We start from the raw sequence: 23,224 nt of genomic DNA, 5'->3' as shown, positions 1-23,224 counted from the left end.
GTGGTGAGGGCGGGGACCGTCGGATAATCTGGGGTGCGTGAAGGGTCTGGGAGAGCTTGAACGCACGGTCATGGAGGTCCTGTGGGCGCGGGAGGAAGCCGGCCGCCCGGCGGCCACCGCCCGTGACGTGAGCCGTGCCCTCGCCGACGACCGCGACCTCGCGCACACCACGGTCATGACCGTCCTCGACAGGCTCGCGAAGAAGGGCTTCCTGGAACGCGAGCGCGACGGCCGCGCCTGGCGCTACCACCCGGTGGCGAGCCGCGAGATGTACGTCACCGAGCTCATGCTCGGGGCCCTGAACGAGACCGGTGACCGCGACGCGGCGCTCGCGCACTTCGTCCGCTCGGTGTCGAGCGATGAGATCGACGTGATCCGCCAGACCCTCGCGGGCCTCACCGGCAAGGAACCTCCGGCATGACCGGCACCGCCCTGCTCGCATTGATCTCACTGGGGACCGTCGGCGGGGCGCACCTGCTGTCCCGGGCCCGGTGGACGTGGCGCACGCCCCGGATCGGGATCGCGCTGTGGCAGGCCCTCGGGCTGTGCTGGGGCGTCGCCACGATCGGCGCCCTGCTCGGGCTCGCCCTGCTCCCGTACCGCAGGGGCGTCCTCGGCGGGCTGCCCGGCCTGTACGACGACCAGGCGGCCCGGCTCAACCCGGCCCAGGTGGCGGCCCTGCTCGCCGCGATCAGCCTGACCGGCGTGCTGCTGGTCATGCTGATGTTCGCGGTGCTGCGGGTCGTGCGGGCCCGGCGGCGGCACCGGGCGCTGCTCGCGCTGGTCTCGCGCCGCGACTCCTCGGTGCCCGGCACCCTCGTCCTCGACCACCCCGGCGCCGCCGCGTACTGCGTGCCGGGCGTCCGCTCGTCCAAGGTCGTCGTCAGCGCCGGGACCCTGGAGCTGCTCGACCGCCGCGAGCTGGCCGCGGTGCTCGCGCACGAGCGCGCCCACGCCCGCGAGCGCCACGACCTCGTGCTGCTGCCGTTCGCGTCGCTGCGCCAGGTGTTCCCGCAGCTCAGGCTGGTCGGGCGGTGCCTGGACGCGGTGGAGCTGCTGATCGAGATGGCCGCCGACGACCGGGCCCGGCACGGCCGGCCGCCGCGCGAGCTGGCGACCGCGCTGCTGCGCTTCGCCGCCGCCCGCCCGGCCGCCGCACCGTCCGGCACGCTCGGCGTCGCCTCGCACAGCGACATCCCGGTGATGGCGCGGGTGAACCGGCTGCTGGAGCCGCAACCGCTGCCCCGCCGGGTCCGCCTCGCCGCGTCGGTCGCCGTCCCGGTCATCGCCGTCCTCCCGCTGCTGCTTCTCGTCCTGCCACACTGATCGGCCCTAGTCGGCCAGAACCGTCCCGTAGAGGCGGGTGGCGCGTAGGCGGATCACCAGGCGCCGGTCCTTCGCCATCTGCTCCAGGAACGCCCGCTCGTCCGCCGGGTCGTCGAAGCCCGGCGTCATCGCGAGCAGCTCGCGACCGGTCGCGTCGCCGGGCTCCTCGCTGACCGGGGACAGTTCGGCGGTCCCCTCGGCGACCGCGAACGACAGGTGGCCCGCGCCGGAGGCGTGCAGCGCGGCGCTCGGGTCGCGCCGCAGCAGCCTCACCTTCGCCCGGTCGGCGGTCGTGGAGATCCGCAGGACGCGCTCGTCCGGATCCCACGTGTACACGACCGTCGACACGTGCGGGTGGCCGCTCTTCTTGTTGAGCGCGAGGACGCCGAACTGCTGCTCGCCGAGGAGGCGTGACAGCTCGTCCTCGCCGACGGGCTTGGGGCCGGGTCCCTGTCCGGGGCCGTACTCGGTCATCGCGATCTCCTTCAGACGTTGGTGGGGACGGTCTCGGCGGGCGCCGCGGCGGCGGGCGCGGGCCGCGGGCGGCACAGGACGAGCAGCGAAACGGCGACCGCCGCGGCCAGCAGGCCGGCCGAGACGGTGAAGGCCAGGTGGTAGCCGCCGGTGAGCGCGGCGGCGGTGCCATGACCGTCCGCCCGCAGCGATTCGATCCGCGCGGCGGCGAGCGTGGTCATGACCGCGACGCCGAGCGCCATCCCGACCTGCTGGACGGTGTTGAACAGACCGGAGGCGACGCCCGCGTCCTCGGGCCGGGCGCTGGACATGCCGAGCCCGGTCAGCGAGGGCAGCACGAGCCCCGCACCGGCGATCAGCAAGAACGGGGGGAGCAGGTCGGTGACGTAGTCCGCGTCCACCGGGACGGTCGTGAGCCACGCCATCGCGCCGGCGAGCAGGACGAGCCCGGTCGTCAGCACGGACCGCTCGCCGAAGCGGTTCGACAGCCGCGCGGACGCGAAGAGCGAGACGGCGCCGATCGCGACGGCGGCGGGCAGCATCGCCAGGCCCGTGTCGAGCGCGCCGTAGCCGAGCACCTGCTGCATGAAGAGGGCGACGATGACCTGGAAGGAGAACATCGCCGACAGTGTCAGCAACTGGACCGCGTAGGCGCCGGACACGTTGCGCGAGCGCAGGATCCGCAGCGGCATCAGCGGCGTCGCCGCGCGGGCCTGCCGGAGGACGAACCCGGCGAGCAGCAGCAGCGAGACGGCGCCGAGGCCCAGCGTGTGCGCCGACAGCCACCCGTACCGCTCGACCTTGACGACGGTGTAGATGCCGAGCATGAGCCCGGAGGTGACCAGCGCCGCGCCCGCCACGTCCGCTCCGGCGGCCAGGCCGAGGCCCCGGTCGCGGGGCAGCGCGGGGAGGGCGAGCAGGATCACGGCGAGGCCGATCGGCAGGTTGATCAGGAAGATCCAGTGCCAGCTCAGCGCGTCGGTGAGCACGCCGCCGAGCACCTGCCCGATGGACGCGCCCGCCGCTCCGGTGAAGCTGAACACCCCGAGCGCCCTGGTCCGCTCGCGGGGGTCGGTGAACAGCGTCACGAGGATGCCGAGCACGACGGCGGAGGCGAGGGCGCTGCCGACGCCCTGCAGGAACCGGGCGGCGACCAGCAGGCCGGACGTGGTGGCGGCGCCCGCCAGCACCGACGCCGCGGTGAAGAGCGCGTTCCCGGCGAGGAACAGCGTGCGGCGGCCGACGAGGTCGCCGAGCCGCCCGGCGAGCAGCAGCAGTCCGCCGAGCGGGATCAGGTAGGCGTTCATGACCCAGCTCAGCCCGGCGGGCGAGAAGCCGAGGTCGTCCTGGATGGCGGGCGCCGCGACCGTGACGATGCTGCCGTCCAGGATCGTCATCAGCATCGTGGCGGACAGCACGCCGAGCGCCGCCCATCGGGAGCGGAACGGGGACGGCGAGGGGGAGGACGGCAAGGGGGAGGACGGCAAGGGGGAAGACATGGTCATCTCCTGTTCGGAAGCAACAGGAGAGACCGTAGCAGATAGTTTTGTTGCGGACTATCTGCGATGGATTTACTTCTGGCGCTCGCGGGCCCGGCGGGCCGGGCGCGGGGCCTCCGGTGAAGTGGCGAGGTGCCCGGTGGCCAGCGCGTCCAGTGCCCGGACGAGCGCCTCGCGCTGGTCCGCCGGCAGCGAGCCGAGGGCGGCCTCGTGGACGCCGTCCACGATCTGCTGGCTGCGGGCGGCGACCCGCGCGCCCTCCTCGGTGACGGCGACGATCCGGGCCCGCCGGTCCCGGGACGACGGGCGCCGCTCGGCGAGGCCCGCCTTTTCCAGGGCGTCCACGGTCACGACCATGGTCGTCTTGTCCATGTCCCCGAGCTCGGCGAGCTGGATCTGGGTGCGCTCCTCCTCCAGCGCGTGCACGAGGACGCAGTGCATGCGCGGCGTCAGCCCGATCTCGGCGAGCGCCGCCGTCATCCGGCCGCGCAGCACGTGGCCGGTGTGGTCGAGCAGGAACGACAGATCCGTCTGCGTGCGGGCGGGGGCCATCGAGGTCATGCGCCCAGCCTACCCAAGATGGTTTCGTTCTAGATTATCTGGCAGCAGTCGCATCAGGTGGGATACCATCGACGCGTGAATCGCACCGCATGCCTCGGCTGGTGGCCGTCCTAGGACGGCCGAACTGACGCATGCGATCGGGCCGTCCGCCGGACGGCCCTTCCTCTTCTCGGTGACCCGGGCCGCCCAGGCGGGACGGCCGCGGACCCGACGAGGAGGACCCCATGGACACCACCCCCGAAGCCCGCAGCCGCGAGCTGGAGGAACGCATCGCGGCCGACCCCGGAGCCTTCCGGATCCTGACCGGCGACCGCCCCACCGGCCCGCTGCATCTCGGGCACTACTTCGGCACCCTGGCGAACCGGGTGCGGCTCCAGCGGGCGGGCGTGGAGCTGTTCGTCCTGGTGGCCGACTACCAGGTGCTCACCGACCGGGACGTGGCCGACCACCTCACCGAGTACGTCGAGGGGCTGGTCGCCGACTACCTGGCCGCCGGGATCGACCCGTCCGCGGCGACGGTCTTCCGGCACAGCTCCGTCCCCGCGCTGAACCAGCTCATGCTGCCGTTCCTGTCCCTGGTGTCGATCGCGGAGCTGAGCCGCAATCCCACGGTGAAGGACGAGATCGCGACGTCCCGGCAGTCGGCGGTCAGCGGGCTGATGTTCACCTATCCCGTCCACCAGGCCGCCGACATCCTGTTCTGCAAGGCGAACCTCGTTCCCGTGGGCAAGGACCAGCTCCCGCACCAGGAGATCACCCGGACCGTCGCGCGCCGCTTCAACGAGCGCTACGGGCCCGTCTTCCCGGTGCCGGACGCCCTGCTGTCGGCCGCGCCGCTCCTGCTCGGCACCGACGGCAACAAGATGAGCAAGAGCCGCGGCAACGCCATCAACCTGTCCGCCACCGAGGACGAGACCGCCCGGCTGGTCAGGCGGGCCGTGACCGACGCGAACCGGCACATCACCTACGAGCCCGAGACGCGTCCGCAGGTCTCCAGCCTGGTGCTGCTCGCCGCGCTCTGCCAGGACCGCGACCCGCACACCGTGGCCGCCGAGATCGGCGACGGCGGCGCGGCGGCGCTGAAGAAGGTCGTGACCGACTCGGTGAACGAGTTCCTGCGCCCCATCCGCGCCCGCCGCGCCGAGGTCGCCGCCGACCGGGCGTACCTGCGCGCCGTCCTCGCAGAGGGGGACGAGCGCGCCAACGCGGTGGCGGAGCGCACGCTGGCGGAGGTCCGCGAAGCCATGTCGTCCTAGCCGGGCCTGCCGTCCTACCGCGGGGCGATCCCCGCGAGGACGGTCGCGACGAGATCGTCCACGACGTCCGGGGAGACCCGGTGCGCGATGCTCCGGCCCTGGAACAGCAGCGACAGCACCGGCTCGTGGCAGGCGCCGACGATCAGCATGGCGGCCGCCTCGACCCGGGCGTCCGGGGCGAGGCGGCCGAGGCGGAGCTCACCGCGCAGGTAGGAGGTGAGCCGCTCGTTCCAGGAGCCGCCGCCCCCGCCGGCCAGCGCCGCGAACCGGGACAGGACGGCCGGGTGCGCGATCAGCCCGGTCAGCGCGGGCAGCAGCCCGTCGTGCAGGGCCAGGCCGTACGCCACGTACGCGCGCAGGTTCTCCTCGACGGTGCCGGCGCCGGGCTCGGGGAGCGGGCCGAGCGGCCGCGCGACCGACTCGGCGTGCGCCCAGAGGGCCAGCGCGAGCAACTCCTCCTTGTCGGCGAAGTGGTTGTAGAGGACGCCGTCGGCGACGCCCGCCTCCCGCGCGATCGCGCGGACGGTCAGGCCCGCCGTCCCGCGTTCGGCGATCATCCGCTCGGCCGTGCTGATCAGGTGGTCGCGCAGGGTGCGGTCGCCGGCGCCAAGCGCCGCCGCTCTTCTAGGTGACATCACCCCGCATCGTAATGAGCGAGCTCGAAGCCGTGCGCGGCGAGTTCGGGCAGGAAGTCGGGCCCGACGGCGTCCTCGATGTGGTGGACGCCGGGCGGCATGCCGTCCAGCCGCCGGACGACCAGCGCCGCGGCCAGGCCCGACGCTCGGCTCTGCCGCCGTCCCGAGAACGACCGCACCGTCCCGCCGGACTCGACCGCCACCGCGAACCCGTCCCCGCCCACGTGGACGTGGCGGAACGCGGCCCGCAGCGGCCCCAGGTCCCGGATCGGGACGAGGCGGGGGAGGAGCGCCGTCATGGCCCGCGAGTCGAGGCAGAGCCCCGTGCGGACGCGGCCGGGGAGCGTGTACTGGTCGGAGAAGGGGAAGCGGTGCACGGTCCGGACGCCGTAGGGCTCGGGGAAGCGCATCCGCCACGACCCGCCCAGCTCGGCGAGCGAGTCGAGCGTCCACTCCACGGCGGACGGCCCGTGCCGCTCGCCGGCGCCGATCAGGACGCCGATGTCCACCTCCCGGCCGCCGGACTCGCGGGCCAGCAGGTTCGTGACGCCCGGGGCGAGACCCACGCTCAGCACGGCCGTGGCGTTCCGCTCGACGGCGAGCCCGTCCAGCCTCTCGATCGCGGAGAGCACCGCGTGGGACGCGGACACGTCGACGTAGTGGACGCCCCGGGCGAGGCACGACTCGGCGACCCGGGCGTTGTCGGTCTCCGCGCACATGACGACCGCGTCGGCCGCGAGACGCTCCAGGTCGTCGCCCCGCAGGTCGATCCGCAGCGGGAGCGCGCCGGGCACGGTGCGGGCCTTGGCGAGGTCGCGTCCGGCGGCCACCACCTCCGGGACGTGCCCGATCAGACCCGCGACGACCTCGCGGCCGACCGCGCCGTAACCGCCGAGGACCACGACCCGCTTCACCACTTCGCCGCCGCGCCTAGGCACGGCGGGCCGTGACCAGCCACGCGGTGCTGCGCAGGCGGACGGCACCGTCGCGCTCGAAGGGCCGCATCGCCTCGGTGAGGGCCTCGCGCACCTCGTCGCCCGTGCCGTAGTTGTGGCGGATCGGGCCCCAGCCGGCGAAGAACTCCCCGGCCTCGCGGGCGTCCCGCCCCCAGATCTGCTCGGCCTCGACCTTCCGGCCCGTCACGCCGTGGAACCCGGCGCCGCCGAGGACCTCGTGGACGCGATCGGGGTCCGACAGCGACAGCGGCCCCCCGTGGCTCCCGCCGACCGGGGCGTGGCCGAGGGGCGGGAGCGCGGCCATCACCGCTCCCATCTCGGACTCGGCCATCGGCGTCATGCACAGGAACGCGAGCCGGCCGCCCTCGCGCAGGGCCCGCCGGACGTTGCCGAACGCGGTGACCGGGTCGGTGAAGAACATGATCCCGAACCGGCTGACGGCCACGTCGAAGCCGGCGGTGGGGAACGGGTACACCTGCGCGTCGCCCTGCTCGAACGCGACGTTGCCGACGCCCTGCCTCTCGGCGAGGGAGCGGGCACGGGCGAGCATCGGGCCGGACAGGTCGACCCCGGTCGCGGTGCCGAGGGTCGCCCGCTCCGCAGCCAGCCGGGTGATCTGCCCGTTGCCGCAGCCGATGTCGAGGACCCGGTCGCGCGGCCCGATCGCCGCCGCCTCCAGCAGCGCGCGGTTGAACCCGCCGTTCAGGGCGTCGTAGCGGTCGTGGTGCTCGGCCCAGTGCTCGCCCTCGTACCCGTTCCACGCCTCCGCCTGATGGGTGTTGACGATCTCCGTCATGGATCCTCCTTTTATGAACGTCTGTTCATGAACGTGTGTTCATAATGCGGGAGCGAGGGCCGCCCGTCAAGGCGCGCCGGCCCGGGGGAACCGGGCGACAGTAGAACGGAATTCTTCGTTCCCCTACGATGGGAGGCATGGAGACGGCACAAGCGCCCCTGAGCGGGCGGAAAGCGCAGGCCGCACGCAACGACGAGCTCATCCGGGAGGCGGCGCGCACGGTGTTCACCGCCGACCCCGGCGCGCCGATCTCGGCGGTGGCCGAGCACGCCGGGGTGGGGATCAGCGCTCTCTACCGCCGCTACAAGAGCAAGGAGGACCTGCTCCAGAAGCTCGCCGACGAGGGCATGGACCGCTACCTCGCCGAGGTGGAGGCTGCCCTCGACGACGACGGTGACGCGTGGGAGGCCTTCGCCGCGTTCATGCGCCGCTGCCTGGACATCGGCGCGGGCTCCCTCACGATGCGGCTCGCCGGGAGCTTCGAGGTCACCGAGGAGATGAGCCGCAAGGGCCGCGAGATCCACGTCGCGACGCGGCGGCTGCTGGAGCGCACCCGGGAGGCGGGCGGGCTGCGCCCCGAGATCGACGTCGGCGACGTCTCGGTGATCCTCGAGTACCTGCACGGCATCCGGATCGGCGACGACGAGCGGATGAACCGGCTCCAGCACCGCTACCTGGCGCTGATGCTGGACGCCATGCACCTCACCGGCCGGCGGGAACTCCCCGGCCCCCCGCCGAGCCGACAGGAGCTGGTCGCGCGCTATGGCGACTGAGCTGGGACGAAGGGCGCTCAACCGGGCACTGCTGGCCCGCCAGCTCCTGCTGGAGCGGCACGCCATGCCGGCGCTGGAGGCGATCGAGCACCTGGTCGGCATGCAGGCGCAGGCCCCGGGCCCGCCCCATATCGGCCTGTGGAGCCGGCTCGCGGACTACTCGCTGGAGGAGGCGGGGGAGCTGATCGCCGACCGGCGGGCGCTGCGGATGGTGCTGATGCGCGGGACGCTCCACCTGGTCAGCGCCCGCGACGCCCGTGCGCTGCGGCCGCTCACCCAGGCGATCCGCGACGGCCACCTCAGGTCGCGGGCGGCGGAGCTGGAGCGTGTCGACCTCGCGGCCGTCGTCGCGTGGGCGCGCGCCCTGCTGGAGGAGGAGCCGCGAACCGACAAGGACCTGCGCGCGCTCCTGGCCGAACGGTGGCCGGACGAGGACCCGGCGCTGCTGGCCTGGGCCGTCCGCCTCTCGCTCCCGCTCGTGCAGGTCCCGCCGCGCGGGATCTGGGGCGCCTCGGGGGCCGCGAAGCACACGACCCTGGACAACTGGCTCGGGCCCGGGGCGTCCGCCCCCTCGCTGGAGGACCTGGTGCGGCGCTATCTGGCCGCGTTCGGGCCGGCGAGCGTCCAGGACGTCCAGCAGTGGGCGGGGCTGACGCGCCTCGGCGAGGTCGTCGAGCGGCTCAGGCCCGAACTGGTGACCTTCCAGGACGAGAACGGCCGGACGCTGTACGACCTCCCGGACGCGCCGCGGCCCGGTCCGGGCGCGGAGGCGCCGGTCCGGTTCGTTCCCGACTTCGACAACCTGCTGCTCTCCCACGCCGACCGGACGCGGGTCATCAGCGAGGAGCACCGCGGGCGCGTCTTCACCGTCAACGGCATCATCCGCGCGACCTTCCTGGTGGACGGCTTCGTCCACGGCATGTGGAAGATCGAGAAGGGCCGCGGCGAGGCGGTGCTGCGCCTCGAACCGTTCGCCCCGGTCCCGCGGCCGGAGCGCGCCGCGCTGGAGGAGGAGGGCATGCGCCTGCTCGCCGCCGCCCACCCGAAGGCAAAAGCGCACGGCGTGGAGTTCGGCTGACCCGGTGTTCGACTGACCCGGTGGCCTGCTGACCGGGGTCTAGGCGTCGGGCGCGCAGGGCGCCTCGTGGTTCGGGTCGAGCGAGCCGAGCAGGGCGTGGAGGATCTCGCGGAACTCCAGCATCTGCTCGCGGGTCAGCGGGTCGAACAGGTGCCGCCTGACCTCGGCGACATGGCCGGGCGCCGCCTCCGCGAGCACGGCGAAGCCCGCGTCCGTCAGCCGGGCGATCGTCGTGCGCCGGTCGGAGGCGTGCTTGCAGCGGCTCACCCAGCCTGCCTCCTCCAGCCGGTTGACGGCGTGCGACAGCCGGCTCGGGGACGAGTGGACGATCTCGGCGAGCTCGGTCATCGTCAGCGAGCGGCCGGGCGCCTCGGACAGCATCGCGAGGATCATGTAGTAGGCGTGCGGGAGGCCCGAGTCGCGCTGGAGCTGGCGGTCGAGTGCCTCGCCGAGCAGCCGGGACGTCCACAGGAAGGCGCGCCAGGTCTCCTGCTCGTCGTCGTCGAGCCACCGCGGCTCCGTCGTCTCGGCCATACCGCCAGTCTACCCGGATGTTTGAACCCTCAAGACTTGAAGATTCAACGAAATGAGGTACTGTTGAACTCTCAAGTAAGGGGATGATGGACATGACGCGGATGCCGGTGCTCTACCTCAGCCATGGCGCGCCGCCGCTGGCCGACGACGCGCGGTGGACCGCCGAGCTGGCCCGGTGGTCGGCGGAGCTGCCGAAGCCGGAGGCGATCCTCATGGTGTCGGCGCACTGGGAGGAGGCGCCGCTGAGCATCGGCGCGACCAGCCCGGTGCCGCTCGTCTACGACTTCTGGGGCTTCCCCGAGCGGTACTACACCGTGCGATACGACGCGCCGGGCGCCCCCGTCCTCGCCGAGGACGTGCGCAAGCTGATCCCCGGCGTCCACCAGGACGAGCGGCGGGGCCTTGACCACGGCGCCTACGTCCCGCTCGTGGAGATGTACCCGGACGCCGACGTGCCCGTGCTGCAGATGTCGATGCCCACCCTGGAGCCGGAGCGCCTGCATGAGCTCGGCCAGAGCCTCGCGCCGCTGCGCGACCAGGGCGTGCTCATCGTCGGCAGCGGTTTCACCACCCACAACCTGCGGGAGATGCGCCCGGAGCCGGACGCGGCGCCGCCCGCGTGGTCGGCGGAGTTCGACGAGTGGACGGACCGGGCCGTGCGGGACGGCGACGTCGACGCCCTGCTCGACTTCCGCGCGAAGGCCCCCGCCGCGCGCATCGCGCACCCGCGGACGGAGCACTTCGCGCCCCTGTTCGTGGCGCTGGGCGCCGATGCCGACGCCGCGTCGGGGCGGCGCTCGGTCATCGACGGCTACTGGCTCGGACTGGCCAAGCGCTCGTTCCAGTTCGGCTGAGCGCTTGTCACGTTCCCCCCGGAGCGTGCGTTTTCGGATCAGTCGGTTACGACCGGGACGTCCATCTGCGCGAAGCCGATGCGCCAGGACGGCACCTGCGGCTTCCACCCGAGACTGAGCGCCTTGGCGTTGGACACCGGACGCCCGGTCGTGGCCGCGTGCTTGCCCGCGCTGCCGGGCCCGGGCGCGCCGAGCGCGGCGCTGTAGACCGGCAGCCAGTCCGCCGTGGTCGCAGGCTCGTCGTCGACGACGTTGACGGCCCCGGCGGGCCACTCCAGGGCCGCGAGCGCCGCGGACGCCGCGTCGTCGGCGTGGACGAACGACGTCCACGACGGCGCCTGGCGGAGGGTGCCCACCCGTACCCGCTCGGCGATGGCGCCGTCCGGCGCGTACCAGGTGCCCGGACCGTAGAGCGCGCCGTAGCGCAGGATGACGCCGTGCGGCATCTCGGCGACCGCCTGCTCCAGCGCCGCGATGCCCGCGTAGGGCGGCAGGTGCGAGTCGAGCGGGTCGGTCTCGACGGCGGGCGCGTCGCCCGGCACGTACGCCCAGGCGATGCTCTGCGCGATCATCGTCCGCACGCCGGCGGCCTTCGCCGCGTCGACGAGGTTGCGGGTGCCCGTGATCCGCAGCCGCGAGTTGGCCTCGAAGTCCTCGTCGCTGAGATCGGTGAGCTGGTGGATCACGGCGTCGGGGCGCACGGCGGCCACGGCGTCGTGCACGGCGGCGGCGTCGAGGACGTCCAGCAGGACCGGCGCGGCACCGAGCTCGCGGACCATGCCGGTGCGTTCGGTTCGGCGCGTCGTCCCTGCGACCTCGTGGCCCGCCTGGACGAGCAGCGGGATCAGCCGGCGACCGACTACTCCGGTCGCTCCGGCGAGGAGAATCTTCAAAGGGGGTACCTCCGCGACTTTCACGCCATCGTGCATCGTCTGCTGTGGGATCTGCCTGCTGTGGGATCTGTCAGCACTGGTCACGCCCGGCGTTCAGCATGGACACCCCCCTGCGTCCGGCCGGACGAGTTCGGACTGGCCGCACCGCCCCCCGGCGGCTCGTCCGCCATGAGCGTACCGCCGGGAAGCGCCCGAGCGCGTTTCGCGTGCGCCGCGGGCGAGAATTCTTGTTCTCGGACGGGATTCGGCACTGCGAAGGATCGGCGGCATATGAAGATCACTCTTGTCCAGGGCGACATCACCGAGCAGAAGGTCGGCGCGGTCGTGAACGCGGCGAACTCGTCGCTGCTGGGCGGCGGCGGGGTGGACGGCGCGATCCACCGCAAGGGCGGGCCGGAGATCCTGGACGAGTGCCGCAGGCTCCGCGCGTCCCACTACGGCGGCGGGCTGCCGACCGGCCAGGCGGTCGCGACGAGGGCCGGGCTGCTGCCCGCCGAGTGGGTGATCCACACCGTCGGCCCCGTGTACTCGGCCTCCGAGGACCGCTCCCACCAGCTCGCCTCCTGCTACCGCGAGTCGCTGCGCATCGCCGACGAGCTGGGCGTGTACTCGATCGCCTTCCCCGCCGTGTCGGCCGGCATCTACGGCTGGCCCATGGACGACGCCGCCCGCATCGCGGTCGGCACCGTCCGGGCCACCGCGACGCAGGTGATGGACGCCCGCTTCGTCCTGTTCACCGAGGACGCCTACGACGCCTTCGAACGCGCCGTGACCGGGTTCTAGCGCCTGTCGCGAGGTGGCCTCGGCCCGCGCGCGAACGCGTGACCCGGCCGGTGCGGCGAAGCCGGAGGCGAGCCGCACCGGCCAGATCGCGAAGCGATGCCGCGTTCGCCCAGGCACGGTCACGTAGCGAGCCGCCAGGCGAGCGAAGCGGGCCGGGACTGTGAAAACACAGGCTAGCCCTCGTCGTCGTCCGGCTTCGGCGGGGGCACCACCAGGACGGGGCGGTGGGAATGGTGCAGCACGCGGGTGGACACGCTGCCCAGGATCACCGACCGCGCCCCCGCCAGGCCGCGCGAGCCGGTGACGACGAGGGAGGCGTTCAGCTCCTCCGCGACGTCCACGATCGCGGCCCACACCGGCCCGCCGCCGCGCTCGGCGCGCACCGCCACGTCGGCCAGCCCGGCCTCGGCGGCGATGGCGGCGCCCCGCTCGGCGAGCCGCTCGGCCTGCTTCTCCTCCTCGTACTGCTCGCCCTCCTCCATCCGGCCCGCGACCGGCACCGCGGCGGCGATCGGCGCCCAGGAGATCTGGGTGAGCAGGGGCTCCCACACCGTCATGATCACGGTCGGCTCCGGGCGCAGGTGCCGCGCGACGTACTCGATCGCCGCCCGCGCGTCGTCGGAACCGTCGTACGCGATGAGAACTGTCATACGATCAACATCTCCACCCCCGGGCTCGGCGAACGCGAACCCGGAGGTCAGTGGCGAATCTCTCAGGCGCGAGTGGGGGCGCGGCCCGTTCCGGGCGGCCCCGCGAATGCCTGCGCGACCTCCAGCCAGCGCTCGGCGTCCGGGCCGGTCGCGGTCAGGCCGAGGTCGGCGGGGTGGCGGCGCTGGGTCACCGCGTGGCAGAAGTCGAGGGCGGGGCCGGCGACCGACTGGCGGGCGTCCGGCGGGCCCCAGGTCCACTCGTCGCCGTCCGGGCCCCGGAGGACGACGCGGAACTCCTCGGCGGGCGGCTCCAGGCCGCGGTTGCGGAACGCGAAGTCGCGGGTGCGGACGCCGATGTGCGCGACGTGCCGGAGGCGGCGCGTCGGCTCGCGGCGCGCGCCGAGCGCGTCGGCGACGTCCTCGCCGTGCGCCCAGGTCTCCATCAGCCGCGCGGTCGCCATGGACGCGGCGCTCATCGGCGGCCCGAACCAGGGGAGGCGCGTGCCCGGCGGGACGGCGGCGAGGGCGTCCACCATCCGGCGGCGGCCCTCCCGCCAGCGGGCGAGCAGGCGGGCGGGGTCCTCGGCGGCGCCCTCCCGCGCGCCGGCCTCGACGTAGCCGGCCGGGTCCGCGAGGGCCCGCTCGACGTGCCCCGCGAACGCGGCGGCGTCGGTGGCCGCGACGACCGCCTGCTCGTCCGTCCAGGCGAGGTGGGCGATCTGGTGCGCGACCGTCCAGCCCTCCGCCGGGGTCGGGTCGGCCCAGCGGCCGGCGGGCAGCGGCGCCACCAGGGCGTCGACGGAGTCGCCCTCGGCGGCGAGGTCGGCGAGAAGGAGGTGCAGGTCCGGCATCCCGCAATGATCCCCCGTCCCGGGGCGCCGGGTACAGGGCCGAACCGAACTTCGTTCAGCCGGCACTGTGTTCAGTCGACGCTGTGTTCAGCCGATCAGATCGCGGGCGGCGGCGTAGTCGGCCTTGCCGTTCGGCAGCCGCAGGCTCCGGTCGGTCCGGACGAACGCCTTCGGGATCTTGTAGCGCGCGAGCCGGGCCGAGCAGCCCGCGCGCAGCTCGTCGTCGGACGGGGCGCCGGCCGGGCCGAGCACCGCGACGATCTCCGTGCCCCACCGCTCGCTCGGGCGGCCGACCACCAGCGCGTCGGCGACGCCGGGCAGGCCGCGCAGGACGGTCTCGACCTCCTCGGCGAACACCTTCTCGCCGCCGGTGTTGATCGTGGTGGCCTCGCGCCCGTGGACCTCGACGGTTCCGTCGGCGAGCAGCCGCGCCCGGTCGCCCGCGACGACGAGGCGCTCGCCGTCCACGGTGAGGAACGTCGACGCGGTCTTGGCCGGGTCGCCGAGGTAGCCGCGCGGGATCGCGTCGCCGCCCTTGGCCAGCCAGCCGAGCTCGTCCTCGCCGGGCGCGAGCCGCCGGGTCCGGTCCGCGCTGAGCACGGCCGTGCCCGCCGCCGCGCGGAACGTCCGCGCGTCCGGGCCCTGCCGGGTGACCTGGAACCCGGACTCCGAGGAGCCGAGCACATCCACGAGCCGGACGTGCGGGAGGAGTTCGAGGAGCCGCGCCTTCACGCCCGGGCTGACGGCCGCGGCGGAGTTGATGATCGTCCGGAGCTTGGCGAGGTCGTGCGGGCGCGCCTCCAGGGCCGCGACGATCGGACGGGCGAACGCGTCCCCCACCAGCGGCATCCGGGTGACGCGCTCCCGCTCGGCCGTGGCCATCAGGTCGGCGGCGTCCAGGCCGTCCACCCGGTCGGGGAACACCACGCAGCCGCCGCCGCACCAGCCGCCGAGCGCCGACCACGTCCCCCCGCCGTGCATGAGCGGCGGCCCGACCAGCACGCGGACATCGCCGCGCACGGCCCGCTCGACCACCTCGCCGAGACCCGTGAACGGGGCGCCGTCGCGCCGGCGCATGCCGAGCGGTCCGATCATCAGCTCGCCGATCCGCCACAGCACGCCCTTCGGCAGCCCAGTCGTGCCGCCGGTGTAGAGGATGTGCAGGTCGTCCGGGCTCGGACGGACGGGGAGCGGCTCGCCGGACGCCTTGGCGAGCGCCTCCTCGTAGTCGAGCGCGCCGGGCAGGAGGGCGGCGCCCGAGTCGTCCGCCACCTGGAGGAGGAGCGGGCGCGAGCCGAGCCTCTCGACGACGCGGCCGATCACGTCGGCGAAGCACGCGTGGTAGAGGACGGCGGCCGGGCGGGCGTCGGTGAACAGCTGGGCCAGCTCGTCGTCCACGTACCGGTAGTTGACGTTGAACGGCGCGACCCGCGCCTTGTGCGCCCCGACCAGGCCCTCCAGGTACTCCGGTCCGTTGTGCAGGTAGAGCGCGAGGTGGTCGTGCGGCGACTCCCACGGCTCCGGTGCCGCGCCGCCGTCGACCGGGCGCGGCCCGAGGCCGTGCGCGTGCAGGACGTTCGCGAGCCTGCGCGTCCGGTCGGTGACCTCGCGCCAGGTCATCCTGCGGTCGCGCCACACCAGGCACTCGCGGTCGGGGATCGCGGCGGCGATGGCCTCGTGCAGGGTCGCCAGGTCGAGCATCGGCACTCCTCCGGGACGGACGGGGGCGTCGGCAGCACCGTAACCGATGACTTACCGAATCCGGTTCAGTGGGTGGGTCGGGGGAGCGAGCCGACGTACGAGGCATAGGGGATTACCCTCGACAATTACCCCGTGCCCCCAGTCCCGAGGCCGCGGGGGGAGGTGACCCGCGGCACCACCGCCCCCAACCGGCTGCGCCGGATCGACCGCTGGATCGCCGCCACCCAGGCCGCCGCGCTGCGCTCGGGCCCGCGCCCGCTGGCCGTCGACCTCGGCTACGGCGCGTCCCCGGTCACCACCTTCGAGCTGTACTCGCGGCTTCGCGCGGTGTCGCCGCGCCTGGAGGTCGCCGGGATCGAGATCGAGCCCGCCCGGGTCGCGGCCGGGGTCGCCTTCGCCGCCGCGACCGGGCCCCACGAGGGGCTGTCGTTCCGGCGCGGCGGCTTCGAACTGCCGGTGCCGCGCCCGCCGGTGCTGGTGCGGGCGTTCAACGTCCTGCGGCAGTACGACGAGGCGGCGGCGTGGCGCGCGTGGGACGACCTGCGCGCGCGGCTCGCCCCCTCCGGCGTCCTGGTCGAGGGGACGTGCGACGAGATCGGACGCCGCGCCGTCTGGGTGGCCCTCACCGGGGACGGCCCGCGGACGATCACGTTCGCCGCGCACGTGCGCTCGCTCGAACGGCCCTCGGAGCTGGCCGAACGGCTGCCGAAGACGCTGATCCACCGGAACGTGCCGGGCGAACCCGTCCACGAGTTCCTGACCGCGTTCGACCGGTGCTGGGCGACCGCGGCGCCCCACTCGGCGTTCGGTCCCCGCGCGCGCTGGGTCGAGGCAGTGTCGCTGCTGGCGCGGACCCATCCCGTCCTGGCGCATCCCCCGTTCGGCGGCCGGAGCCGCTGGCGCCTCGGCGAGGTCACGCTTCCGTGGAGTGCCGTCGCGCCCCACGGGCGGTGAGGGGACCTGGTCCTACTCGCGGTGGAGCTTGTGCGGGGCGGCCTGCACGCGCGGCTGGACGTCGATGCGGTCGATGTTGACATGCGGCGGGCGGGTGACGGCCCAGGCGACGCAGTCCGCGACGTCGTCGGCGACCAGCGGCTCGGGGACGCCCGCGTAGGGCTTGGCGGCCTTCTCCTCGTCGCCGTGGAACCGGACCAGGGAGAACTCCTCGGTCTTCACCAGGCCCGGCGCGATCTCGGTGACCCGGACGGGCTCGGCGACCAGTTCCAGGCGGAGCACCTCGTTGACCGCGTAGGCGGCGTGCTTGGCCGCGTTGTACCCGCCGCCGCCCTCGTACGGGTCGTGCGCGGCGAGCGAGGTGATGTTGACGACGTGGCCCGCGCCGCTCTCGACCAGCTTCGGCAGGATCGCCTTGGTGACGCGGACGAGGCCGAGGACGTTGGTGTCGTACATCGAGCGCCAGTCGTCCAGGTCGGCGGTCGCGACGGTGTCGAGCCCGAGCGCGCCGCCGGCGTTGTTGACCAGGACGTGGCAGGCGCCGACCGCCGCCGCGAGGGCGTCCACCGACTCCTGCGAGGTCACGTCCAGCGTGAACGGCGCGATCCTGCCCGCGCCCGGCACGCCGCCCTGGATCTCCTTGGCGAGTTCGTCGAGGCGGTCGCGGCGCCGCGCGGCGAGCACGACGTTGAACCCCTCGGCCGCCAGGCGCCTCGCCGTGGCCGCCCCGATGCCGCTGCTTGCTCCGGTCACTATCGCGGTCTTGCGCATGCGTCCAGCCTCCCCGGTGCGTGAGCCTGGTCGGCACAGTACTGGAGGCCGCCGCGACCGGCGGCGCGGCCCTGATCACGGCAGGGAGTCCGGCGGTGCACCGGACGGACCGGGCGCGAGTGACGTCGGTCACTGTGGCGGCAGGTCACGCTTGTCCCCCATGCCGAGGGAACACGTAACCCGCCCGGTAGGTTGCACTGACGGAGGTGGTGTCCGGTGTCGCGTCGTATCAACCGAGTTGCGACGGTCAGTGTCCATACTTCCCCTCTGGATCAACCGGGTACCGGCGACGCGGGCGGCCTGAACGTCTACGTCGTCGAGGTCGCCAAGCGGCTCGCCGCCAGGGGGGTCGAGGTGGACATCTTCACCCGCGCCACCTCGCGGGCCCTGCCGCCCGCCGTGGAGCTCGCGCCGGGCGTTCTCGTCCGCAACGTGGTCGCCGGGCCGTTCGAGGAGCTCGACAAGACCGAGCTGCCCCGGTACCTGTGCGGGTTCACCTCCGGCGTGCTGCGTGTGGAGGCGGCCCACGAACCCGGCCACTACGACCTCCTCCACACGCACTACTGGCTGTCCGGGCAGGCGGGCTGGGCGGCCAAGGAGCGGTGGGGCGTCCCGCTCGTCCACTCCATGCACACGATGGCCAAGGTCAAGAACGCGGCCCTGGCCGACGACGACAAGCCCGAACCGGCCGAGCGCGTCCTCGGCGAGGAGCAGGTCGTCGCGTCGGCGGACCAGCTCGTCGCCAACACCGCCAAGGAGGCCGGCGAGCTCGTCGGCCTCTACGGCGCCGACCCCTCGCGCGTCGCGGTCGTCAGCCCCGGCGCCGACCTTTCGCTGTTCCGCCCCGAGTCGCCCCTCATCGCCCGCGGCGCCGGCCTTCTGCCGCACCGGACCGGCCCCGCCCGCCGCCGCCTCGGCCTTCCCCGCGACGCCTACGTGCTGCTGTTCGTCGGCCGCATCCAGCCGTTCAAGGCCCCCGACGTGCTGCTGCGCGCCGTCGCCCGCATGCTGGCGGACGACCCGGCGCTGCGCTCGCGGCTCGTCGTCGCCGTCGTCGGCGGCCCCAGCGGTTCCGGGCTGTCCCGCCCCGAGGGCCTGCAACTGCTCGCCGCCGAACTCGGCATCTCCGATGTCATGCGCTTCGAGCCGCCCGCGCCCCAGCGCGAGCTGGCCGACTGGTACCGCGCCGCTGACGTCACCGTCGTCCCGTCCCGCAGCGAGTCGTTCGGGCTCGTCGCCGTCGAGTCCCAGGCCTGCGGGACTCCGGTCGTCGCGTCCGGCGTCGGCGGCCTGTGCACCGCGGTCGCCGACGGCGAGTCCGGGGTGCTGGTCTCCGGTCACGACCCCGCCGACTACGCCGCCGTCCTGCGGCGCCTGGACGCCGAGCCCCGGCTGCACGACCGCCTCGCCCGCGGCGCCGTCCGGCACGCGCGCGACTTCGGCTGGGACACCACCGTCGACCGCCTTCTGGACGTGTATACCGGTGCCGTGTCGATGCCGACCGCCGCCGTGGAAGCGACTGTGTGACCAGTGGAAGCGACCGTACGAGCGAGGCCGAACGGGCGGCGCGCCGAGCGCCGCCCATGGGGGGAGCACACATGAGCGTCGTCGAGACCATCCGGGAGACGCTGGAGGCCGCGGACCTGGAGTTCGACGAGCCGCGTGAGAACGCGTTCTTCGTCAAGCTCCCCGGGCAGCACAAGCTCGCCACGATGACATGGCTCATCGCCGGCGACCACTCGCTGCACGTCGAGGCGTTCTTCTGCCGCCGCCCCGACGAGAACCACGCCGAGTTCTACCGGTTCCTGCTGGAGAAGAACGGCCGCATGTACGGGGTCGCCTTCGCGCTGGACGACGTGGGCGACGTCCACCTCGTCGGGAAGGTCCCGCTCGAATCGGTGTCGCCGGAGGAGATCGACCGCCTCCTCGGCTGCGTCCTCACCTACTCCGACGAGAACTTCGACAAGGCGCTGGAGCGCGGGTTCAAGTCGTCCATCCAGCGCGAGTGGGACTGGCGCGTCAAGCGCGGCGAGAGCCTCGCCAACCTCCAGGCCTTCGCCTCCTTCGCGGACCCGGCCAACCGCGAGTGACCCGCGCGGGGCCGCTAGGCTCTGGTGCCATGGCGACCCTGGTATTGCTCCGGCATGGCGAAAGCGTCTGGAACGCGGAGGGGCTGTTCACCGGCTGGGTGGACGTCGACCTCTCCGCGAAGGGCGAGAGCGAGGCGACCAAGGGCGGCGACCTGCTGCTCGACGCCGACATCACCCCCGACGTGCTGCACACCTCCCTGCTGAAGCGGGCCATCCGCACCGCCAACATCGCGCTGGACGTCGCGGACCTGCTCTGGATCCCGGTGAAGCGCTCCTGGCGCCTCAACGAGCGCCACTACGGCGCCCTCCAAGGCAAGAACAAGGCGCAGACGCGCGAGGAGTTCGGCGAAGAGCAGTTCATGACCTGGCGGCGCTCCTACGACACCCCGCCGCCGCCCATCAAGGACGACGACCCCCTGTCCCAGGTCAACGACCTGCGCTACGCCGAGCTGCCGTCCGAGCTGATCCCGCGCTCGGAGTGCCTCGCCGACGTCGTCGACCGGATGCTGCCTTACTGGTACGACGCGATCGTCCCCGACCTGGCCGCCGGCAAGACCGTCATGGTCGCCGCGCACGGCAACTCCCTGCGCGGGCTGGTCAAGCACCTGGACGACATCTCCGACGAGCAGATCGTCGGGCTGAACATCCCCACCGGCATCCCGCTCGTCTACGAACTGGACGACGACTTCTCCCCGCTCAAGCGCGGCGGCGAGTACCTCGACCCGGCCGCCGCCAAGGCCGCCATCGAGGCCGTCAAGAACCAGGGCGCCGCCAAGGGCGGCAAGGGGGCCAAGGACGCGAAGGACGCCAAGGGCTCCGCTCCGAAGGACGCCCCGAAGCCCAGGCGCGGCAGGCGCAAGTAGGCCCGCGGGGCCGCTTCCGGGCGGCCCCGCGCGGTTCAGACCGGCCGGGCGCGGTTCAGACCGGCCGGGCGCTCGCCCCGGTGCGGCGGCGGTCGCCACGGTGGATGTGCACGGCCGTGGCCAGCCCGGCGAGGGTGAGCAGGGCCGCGGCCGGGAACAGGGAGCGCAGCCCCGGGCCGTCACTGATCAACGCGCCGCCGAGCGACCCGGCGAACGCGGCGGCGAGCTGGTAGCCGGAGGCGTTGACCGCCACCGCCAGCGTCGGCGCGGCGCCCGCCGTGGTCAGGACGCGGGCCTGCATGCCCGGAACGACCGCGAAGGCCAGCAGGCCGAGCGCGAACGTCAGCACGGCGGCCAGCGGGCGGACGCCGCCGGCCGCCCAGAACAGCGCGAGGACGGCGGCCAGCGCGCCGAGGAGCCGGATCAGGGACGTCATGAGGTCCCGGTCCGAGAGCCGGCCGCCGAGGAGGTTGCCCGCGACCGCGCCCGCGCCGTACACCAGGAGCAGTACCGGGACGGCGCCCTCGGAGAACCCGCCGACCTTGGTGAGCAGCGGCGCGATGTAGGTGAAGACGGTCACCGCGCCCACGTTGCCGAGGGCGGTGAGGGTGATCGCCAGGCGGACGTCCCGTCCGGCGAAGACGCGCAGCTCGTCCCGGAGCGGGCCGGTCGCGGCGGCGGGCAGGGCCGGGACGAACCGCAGCACCATGGGCAGGGCCGCGGCGGAGAGCGCGGCGACCGAGGCGAAGGTCGCCTGCCAGCCGAGCCGCTGGCCGACCAGGGTGCCGAGCGGGGTGCCGAGGACGATGCCGAGGTTCAGCCCCAGTGCCACCTTCGCGATGGTGGAGGCCTCCCGGCCCGCGGGGGCCGTCGAGACGGCGGTCGCGACGGCGACCGCGAAGAACGTGGCCACGACCAGGCCCGCGAGGAACCGGGCCGCGAGCAGCACCGGGTAGTCCGGCGCCGCGGCGGAGCCGAGGTTGCCGAGGATCGACACGGCGATGAGGCCGGTCATGAGCGGCTTGCGCGGCACGCGCGCCGTCAGGGCGGTGACGACGGGGCCGCCGATGATCATGCCGAGCGCGTAGGCGCTCACCAGGCGTCCGGCGGCGGGCACCGAGACCGAGAGGTCCCCGGCCACGTCCGGCAGGATGCCCGCGATCACGAACTCGCCGGTGGTCAGGCCGAAGACGACCAGCATGAGGGAAAGCAGGGACGGGGGCACGCGGGCACGCTCCATTTAGTTCGAACTCGGATGATTCGAACTAGCAATATCATGATTCGAAGCACAGGGGCTACACTCGGGGCATGGGCGAGCGGATGGAGCGCGACGTGTGCAAGCTGGTGCACCGGTTCGCGCAGCGGCTCGACGTCCACGCCCGCCGCGTCGGCGAGCAGGTGGGCATGACCGCGGCCCAGGTCGTCGCGCTCCGCGAGCTGTCGGAGCCGATCACGGCCCGCGAGCTCGCCCACCGGATGGCGTGCGAGGCCTCGAACGCGACCTTCCTGATCGACCGCCTCGAAGGGCAGGGCCTCGTCGAGCGCCGCCCCCACCCGACCGACCGCCGCGCCAAGCAGATCGTCCTCACCCCGGACGGCGAGCGGTGCCGCGCCGACGTCCTCGAACGGCTCGACACCGACTCGCCGCTGGCACAGCTGGCCCAGCCCCAGCAGGAGTCGCTGCGCGAGCTGCTCCAGCAACTCCTGAAAGAGCCCGGCTAGCGGCAAAGTCGGGCGAAGACCCACCCGAGCGGCGGGTGATGCGTCGACCTGCGGACCGTCGCCCCTGGCAGCGCCTGCTCAGGGGCGACCCGCCGGGTCAGCGTGACGCGGTGAAGATGAGGCGGGCGGCGCGGCCCTTCTCGCCCGCGGCCCAGCAGCCGCCATCGGGCGCGCAGTCCACGGTGTCGTAGCTCCCGGTGTCGAAACGGGTCCAGGTGCGGCCGCCGTCGAGGGTGCCGTCGCTGCCCGTGGGGCCCACCGCCAGCGCGGCCGGGCCCGAGTACGCCGGCCACACGACCCCCGACCGGTACTCGGCGGGCGGGCGCCGCGCGGGACGCCACGTCCGGCCGCCGTCGTCGGTCGTCGCCGCGGCCGCCGGGGACGGCTCCCCCGGGCGGTAGTCGCCGCCCACCGCCACGCCGTGCCGGGTGTCGCGGAACGCCACCGCGAACACGCCCTGGGACGGGCTGGACGGCAGCGGCGTGTCGGCGACCGTCCAGTTGAGGCCGCGGTCCCGGGAGTGGAAGACGCGCGACCGGGAGGCCCCGCCCGTCGCCAGCCACACGTCGCGGGGCCCGTGGCTCACCAGGCACTGCCCGCTGGCGGCGAACCCGGCCTCGCCCTCCAGTGCCGGGGGCATGCCCTCGGACGGCAGCACCCGCCAGGTGCGCCCCGCGTCGGCGGTGGAGATGATCCGGAACCGGCCGTCCACCGGGTCGCTGACGGCCAGCCCGTGCCGGGAGTCGAAGAACGTGACGCAGTCGTAGAACGCCTTGGGGTCGTCGTTCTGGAAGCCGAGCGTCCACGAGGCGCCGCCGTCGGAGGTCTGGTAGACGCGGGAGGCGTCGCCCTCGCCGATCGCCAGCACGACCGCGCGCCGCGCGTCGAACGCCTCGATGTCGCGGAACTCCAGGCCCTCCGCGCCCGCCGGGGCGACATCGCGCCACGTGCGGCCGCCGTCGGTCGTGCGGAGCACGGTCCCGCCGCCGCCCGCCAGCCAGGCCGCCTTCCGGCCGACCGCGGCCAGCCCGCGGAACCTCGCCTGGCTCCCGGTCGGGGTGACCTGCCAGGCGGGGCCGCGCGCCCCGGCGCCCGCCTCCGCCCGCGCGGGCGCGGCGCCCGGTGCCCCGAGGGAGGCCGCCGTCAGCGCCCCGCACACCCCGGCCAACGTCATCGCCTGGACCAGCGCCCGCATCGCCTTCAT

26 protein-coding genes are annotated in these 23,224 nt (G+C 73.9%); 12 read left to right on the top strand and 14 right to left on the bottom strand.

What is annotated here, in order from left to right:
- Window positions 1–37: 37 nt before the first annotated feature.
- A complete protein-coding gene (locus FKD65_RS18090; protein ID WP_141578614.1) occupies window positions 38–421 on the top strand; it encodes a BlaI/MecI/CopY family transcriptional regulator in 384 nt (127 codons plus the stop codon).
- Window positions 418–1,326: a M56 family metallopeptidase gene (locus FKD65_RS18085; RefSeq protein WP_141578613.1), complete on the top strand. Its 909-nt coding sequence runs from the start codon at window positions 418–420 to the stop codon at window positions 1,324–1,326. The genes FKD65_RS18090 and FKD65_RS18085 overlap by 4 nt, the downstream gene beginning before the upstream one ends.
- Before the next feature lie 6 nt (window positions 1,327–1,332).
- On the opposite strand, the gene FKD65_RS18080 is transcribed toward FKD65_RS18085, so the two are convergent.
- From FKD65_RS18080 to FKD65_RS18070, 3 genes are all read right to left on the bottom strand, one after another.
- Window positions 1,333–1,800 carry a TIGR03618 family F420-dependent PPOX class oxidoreductase gene (locus tag FKD65_RS18080; RefSeq protein WP_141578612.1) on the bottom strand — a complete coding sequence of 156 codons (468 nt, stop codon included), beginning with the start codon at window positions 1,798–1,800 and terminating at the stop codon, window positions 1,333–1,335.
- Window positions 1,801–1,811: 11 nt separating this feature from the next.
- Window positions 1,812–3,299, bottom strand: a complete 1,488-nt coding sequence (locus FKD65_RS18075) for an MFS transporter (RefSeq protein ID WP_141578611.1) — start codon at window positions 3,297–3,299, stop codon at window positions 1,812–1,814.
- A gap of 72 nt (window positions 3,300–3,371) precedes the next feature.
- Complete coding sequence (locus tag FKD65_RS18070) at window positions 3,372–3,860, bottom strand: MarR family winged helix-turn-helix transcriptional regulator (protein ID WP_141578610.1); 489 nt, start codon at window positions 3,858–3,860, stop codon at window positions 3,372–3,374.
- A gap of 224 nt (window positions 3,861–4,084) precedes the next feature.
- Between FKD65_RS18070 and trpS the strand changes: the two genes are divergently transcribed.
- On the top strand, window positions 4,085–5,116 hold the full coding sequence (gene trpS, locus FKD65_RS18065) for a tryptophan--tRNA ligase (protein ID WP_141578609.1): 1,032 nt from the start codon (window positions 4,085–4,087) through the stop codon (window positions 5,114–5,116).
- 14 nt (window positions 5,117–5,130) lie between these two features.
- On the opposite strand, the gene FKD65_RS18060 is transcribed toward trpS, so the two are convergent.
- The 3 genes from FKD65_RS18060 to FKD65_RS18050 are packed head-to-tail and all read right to left on the bottom strand — an operon-like array spanning window position 5,131 to window position 7,503.
- Entirely contained in the window at window positions 5,131–5,751 is a 621-nt protein-coding gene (locus tag FKD65_RS18060; RefSeq protein ID WP_141578608.1) for a TetR/AcrR family transcriptional regulator, read from the bottom strand.
- Complete coding sequence (locus tag FKD65_RS18055) at window positions 5,751–6,665, bottom strand: saccharopine dehydrogenase NADP-binding domain-containing protein (RefSeq protein ID WP_141578607.1); 915 nt, start codon at window positions 6,663–6,665, stop codon at window positions 5,751–5,753. The genes FKD65_RS18060 and FKD65_RS18055 overlap by 1 nt, the downstream gene beginning before the upstream one ends.
- Window positions 6,666–6,681: 16 nt before the next feature.
- The gene (locus FKD65_RS18050) at window positions 6,682–7,503 is read right to left on the bottom strand and encodes a class I SAM-dependent methyltransferase (RefSeq protein WP_141578606.1); all 822 of its coding nucleotides are present in this window, start codon (window positions 7,501–7,503) and stop codon (window positions 6,682–6,684) included.
- Between the two features lie 137 nt (window positions 7,504–7,640).
- Here FKD65_RS18050 and FKD65_RS18045 point away from each other — a divergent pair, with 137 nt between their 5' ends.
- Complete coding sequence (locus tag FKD65_RS18045; protein WP_240810213.1) at window positions 7,641–8,276, top strand: TetR/AcrR family transcriptional regulator; 636 nt, start codon at window positions 7,641–7,643, stop codon at window positions 8,274–8,276.
- On the top strand, window positions 8,266–9,354 hold the full coding sequence (locus FKD65_RS18040; RefSeq protein WP_141578605.1) for a winged helix DNA-binding domain-containing protein: 1,089 nt from the start codon (window positions 8,266–8,268) through the stop codon (window positions 9,352–9,354). The genes FKD65_RS18045 and FKD65_RS18040 overlap by 11 nt, the downstream gene beginning before the upstream one ends.
- A 39-nt stretch (window positions 9,355–9,393) precedes the next feature.
- On the opposite strand, the gene FKD65_RS18035 is transcribed toward FKD65_RS18040, so the two are convergent.
- A complete protein-coding gene (locus tag FKD65_RS18035) occupies window positions 9,394–9,888 on the bottom strand; it encodes a MarR family winged helix-turn-helix transcriptional regulator (protein WP_141578604.1) in 495 nt (164 codons plus the stop codon).
- Window positions 9,889–9,980: 92 nt separating this feature from the next.
- Here FKD65_RS18035 and FKD65_RS18030 point away from each other — a divergent pair, with 92 nt between their 5' ends.
- Window positions 9,981–10,742: a class III extradiol ring-cleavage dioxygenase gene (locus FKD65_RS18030; protein ID WP_141578603.1), complete on the top strand. Its 762-nt coding sequence runs from the start codon at window positions 9,981–9,983 to the stop codon at window positions 10,740–10,742.
- A gap of 38 nt (window positions 10,743–10,780) precedes the next feature.
- Here the strand turns inward: FKD65_RS18030 and FKD65_RS18025 are convergent, their stop codons facing one another.
- Window positions 10,781–11,635 carry an NAD(P)-dependent oxidoreductase gene (locus FKD65_RS18025; protein ID WP_141578602.1) on the bottom strand — a complete coding sequence of 285 codons (855 nt, stop codon included), beginning with the start codon at window positions 11,633–11,635 and terminating at the stop codon, window positions 10,781–10,783.
- A 270-nt stretch (window positions 11,636–11,905) separates the two neighbouring features.
- Between FKD65_RS18025 and FKD65_RS18020 the strand changes: the two genes are divergently transcribed.
- Entirely contained in the window at window positions 11,906–12,418 is a 513-nt protein-coding gene (locus tag FKD65_RS18020; protein WP_141578601.1) for an O-acetyl-ADP-ribose deacetylase, read from the top strand.
- A 173-nt stretch (window positions 12,419–12,591) separates the two neighbouring features.
- Here FKD65_RS18020 and FKD65_RS18015 read toward each other — a convergent pair whose 3' ends face one another.
- The 3 genes from FKD65_RS18015 to FKD65_RS18005 all read right to left on the bottom strand — a co-directional run bounded on the left by FKD65_RS18015 (window position 12,592) and on the right by FKD65_RS18005 (window position 15,620).
- Window positions 12,592–13,068 (bottom strand): universal stress protein, encoded by a 477-nt coding sequence (locus FKD65_RS18015; protein ID WP_141578600.1) that lies wholly within the window; start codon window positions 13,066–13,068, stop codon window positions 12,592–12,594.
- A 62-nt stretch (window positions 13,069–13,130) separates the two neighbouring features.
- A complete protein-coding gene (locus FKD65_RS18010) occupies window positions 13,131–13,919 on the bottom strand; it encodes a TIGR03084 family metal-binding protein (protein ID WP_141578599.1) in 789 nt (262 codons plus the stop codon).
- A gap of 87 nt (window positions 13,920–14,006) precedes the next feature.
- Window positions 14,007–15,620 (bottom strand): AMP-binding protein, encoded by a 1,614-nt coding sequence (locus FKD65_RS18005; RefSeq protein WP_141578598.1) that lies wholly within the window; start codon window positions 15,618–15,620, stop codon window positions 14,007–14,009.
- Between the two features lie 132 nt (window positions 15,621–15,752).
- On the opposite strand from FKD65_RS18005, the gene FKD65_RS18000 reads away from it, so the two are divergent.
- Entirely contained in the window at window positions 15,753–16,574 is an 822-nt protein-coding gene (locus FKD65_RS18000) for a class I SAM-dependent methyltransferase (RefSeq protein ID WP_240810212.1), read from the top strand.
- 12 nt (window positions 16,575–16,586) lie between these two features.
- On the opposite strand, the gene FKD65_RS17995 is transcribed toward FKD65_RS18000, so the two are convergent.
- A complete protein-coding gene (locus FKD65_RS17995) occupies window positions 16,587–17,345 on the bottom strand; it encodes an SDR family NAD(P)-dependent oxidoreductase (protein ID WP_141578597.1) in 759 nt (252 codons plus the stop codon).
- A 216-nt stretch (window positions 17,346–17,561) separates the two neighbouring features.
- Between FKD65_RS17995 and mshA the strand changes: the two genes are divergently transcribed.
- The 3 genes from mshA (at window position 17,562) to FKD65_RS17980 (ending at window position 20,298) form a co-directional block, all read left to right on the top strand.
- On the top strand, window positions 17,562–18,872 hold the full coding sequence (mshA, locus tag FKD65_RS17990) for a D-inositol-3-phosphate glycosyltransferase (RefSeq protein ID WP_141578596.1): 1,311 nt from the start codon (window positions 17,562–17,564) through the stop codon (window positions 18,870–18,872).
- Between the two features lie 71 nt (window positions 18,873–18,943).
- Window positions 18,944–19,435, top strand: coding sequence for a YbjN domain-containing protein (locus tag FKD65_RS17985; protein WP_141578595.1), 492 nt, complete (start codon window positions 18,944–18,946; stop codon window positions 19,433–19,435).
- 29 nt (window positions 19,436–19,464) lie between these two features.
- Window positions 19,465–20,298, top strand: a complete 834-nt coding sequence (locus FKD65_RS17980) for a phosphoglyceromutase (protein WP_240810211.1) — start codon at window positions 19,465–19,467, stop codon at window positions 20,296–20,298.
- 55 nt (window positions 20,299–20,353) lie between these two features.
- On the opposite strand, the gene FKD65_RS17975 is transcribed toward FKD65_RS17980, so the two are convergent.
- A complete protein-coding gene (locus FKD65_RS17975; RefSeq protein WP_205718698.1) occupies window positions 20,354–21,523 on the bottom strand; it encodes an MFS transporter in 1,170 nt (389 codons plus the stop codon).
- Window positions 21,524–21,606: 83 nt separating this feature from the next.
- On the opposite strand from FKD65_RS17975, the gene FKD65_RS17970 reads away from it, so the two are divergent.
- On the top strand, window positions 21,607–22,020 hold the full coding sequence (locus FKD65_RS17970) for a MarR family winged helix-turn-helix transcriptional regulator (RefSeq protein WP_141578592.1): 414 nt from the start codon (window positions 21,607–21,609) through the stop codon (window positions 22,018–22,020).
- A gap of 97 nt (window positions 22,021–22,117) precedes the next feature.
- Here FKD65_RS17970 and FKD65_RS17965 read toward each other — a convergent pair whose 3' ends face one another.
- Window positions 22,118–23,224, bottom strand: a complete 1,107-nt coding sequence (locus FKD65_RS17965) for an oxidoreductase (RefSeq protein ID WP_240810210.1) — start codon at window positions 23,222–23,224, stop codon at window positions 22,118–22,120.

The organism is Actinomadura sp. WMMA1423 (assembly GCF_006547145.1).
GTDB lineage: Bacteria > Actinomycetota > Actinomycetes > Streptosporangiales > Streptosporangiaceae > Spirillospora.
This window is presented reverse-complemented; position numbering and strand designations above follow the sequence as displayed.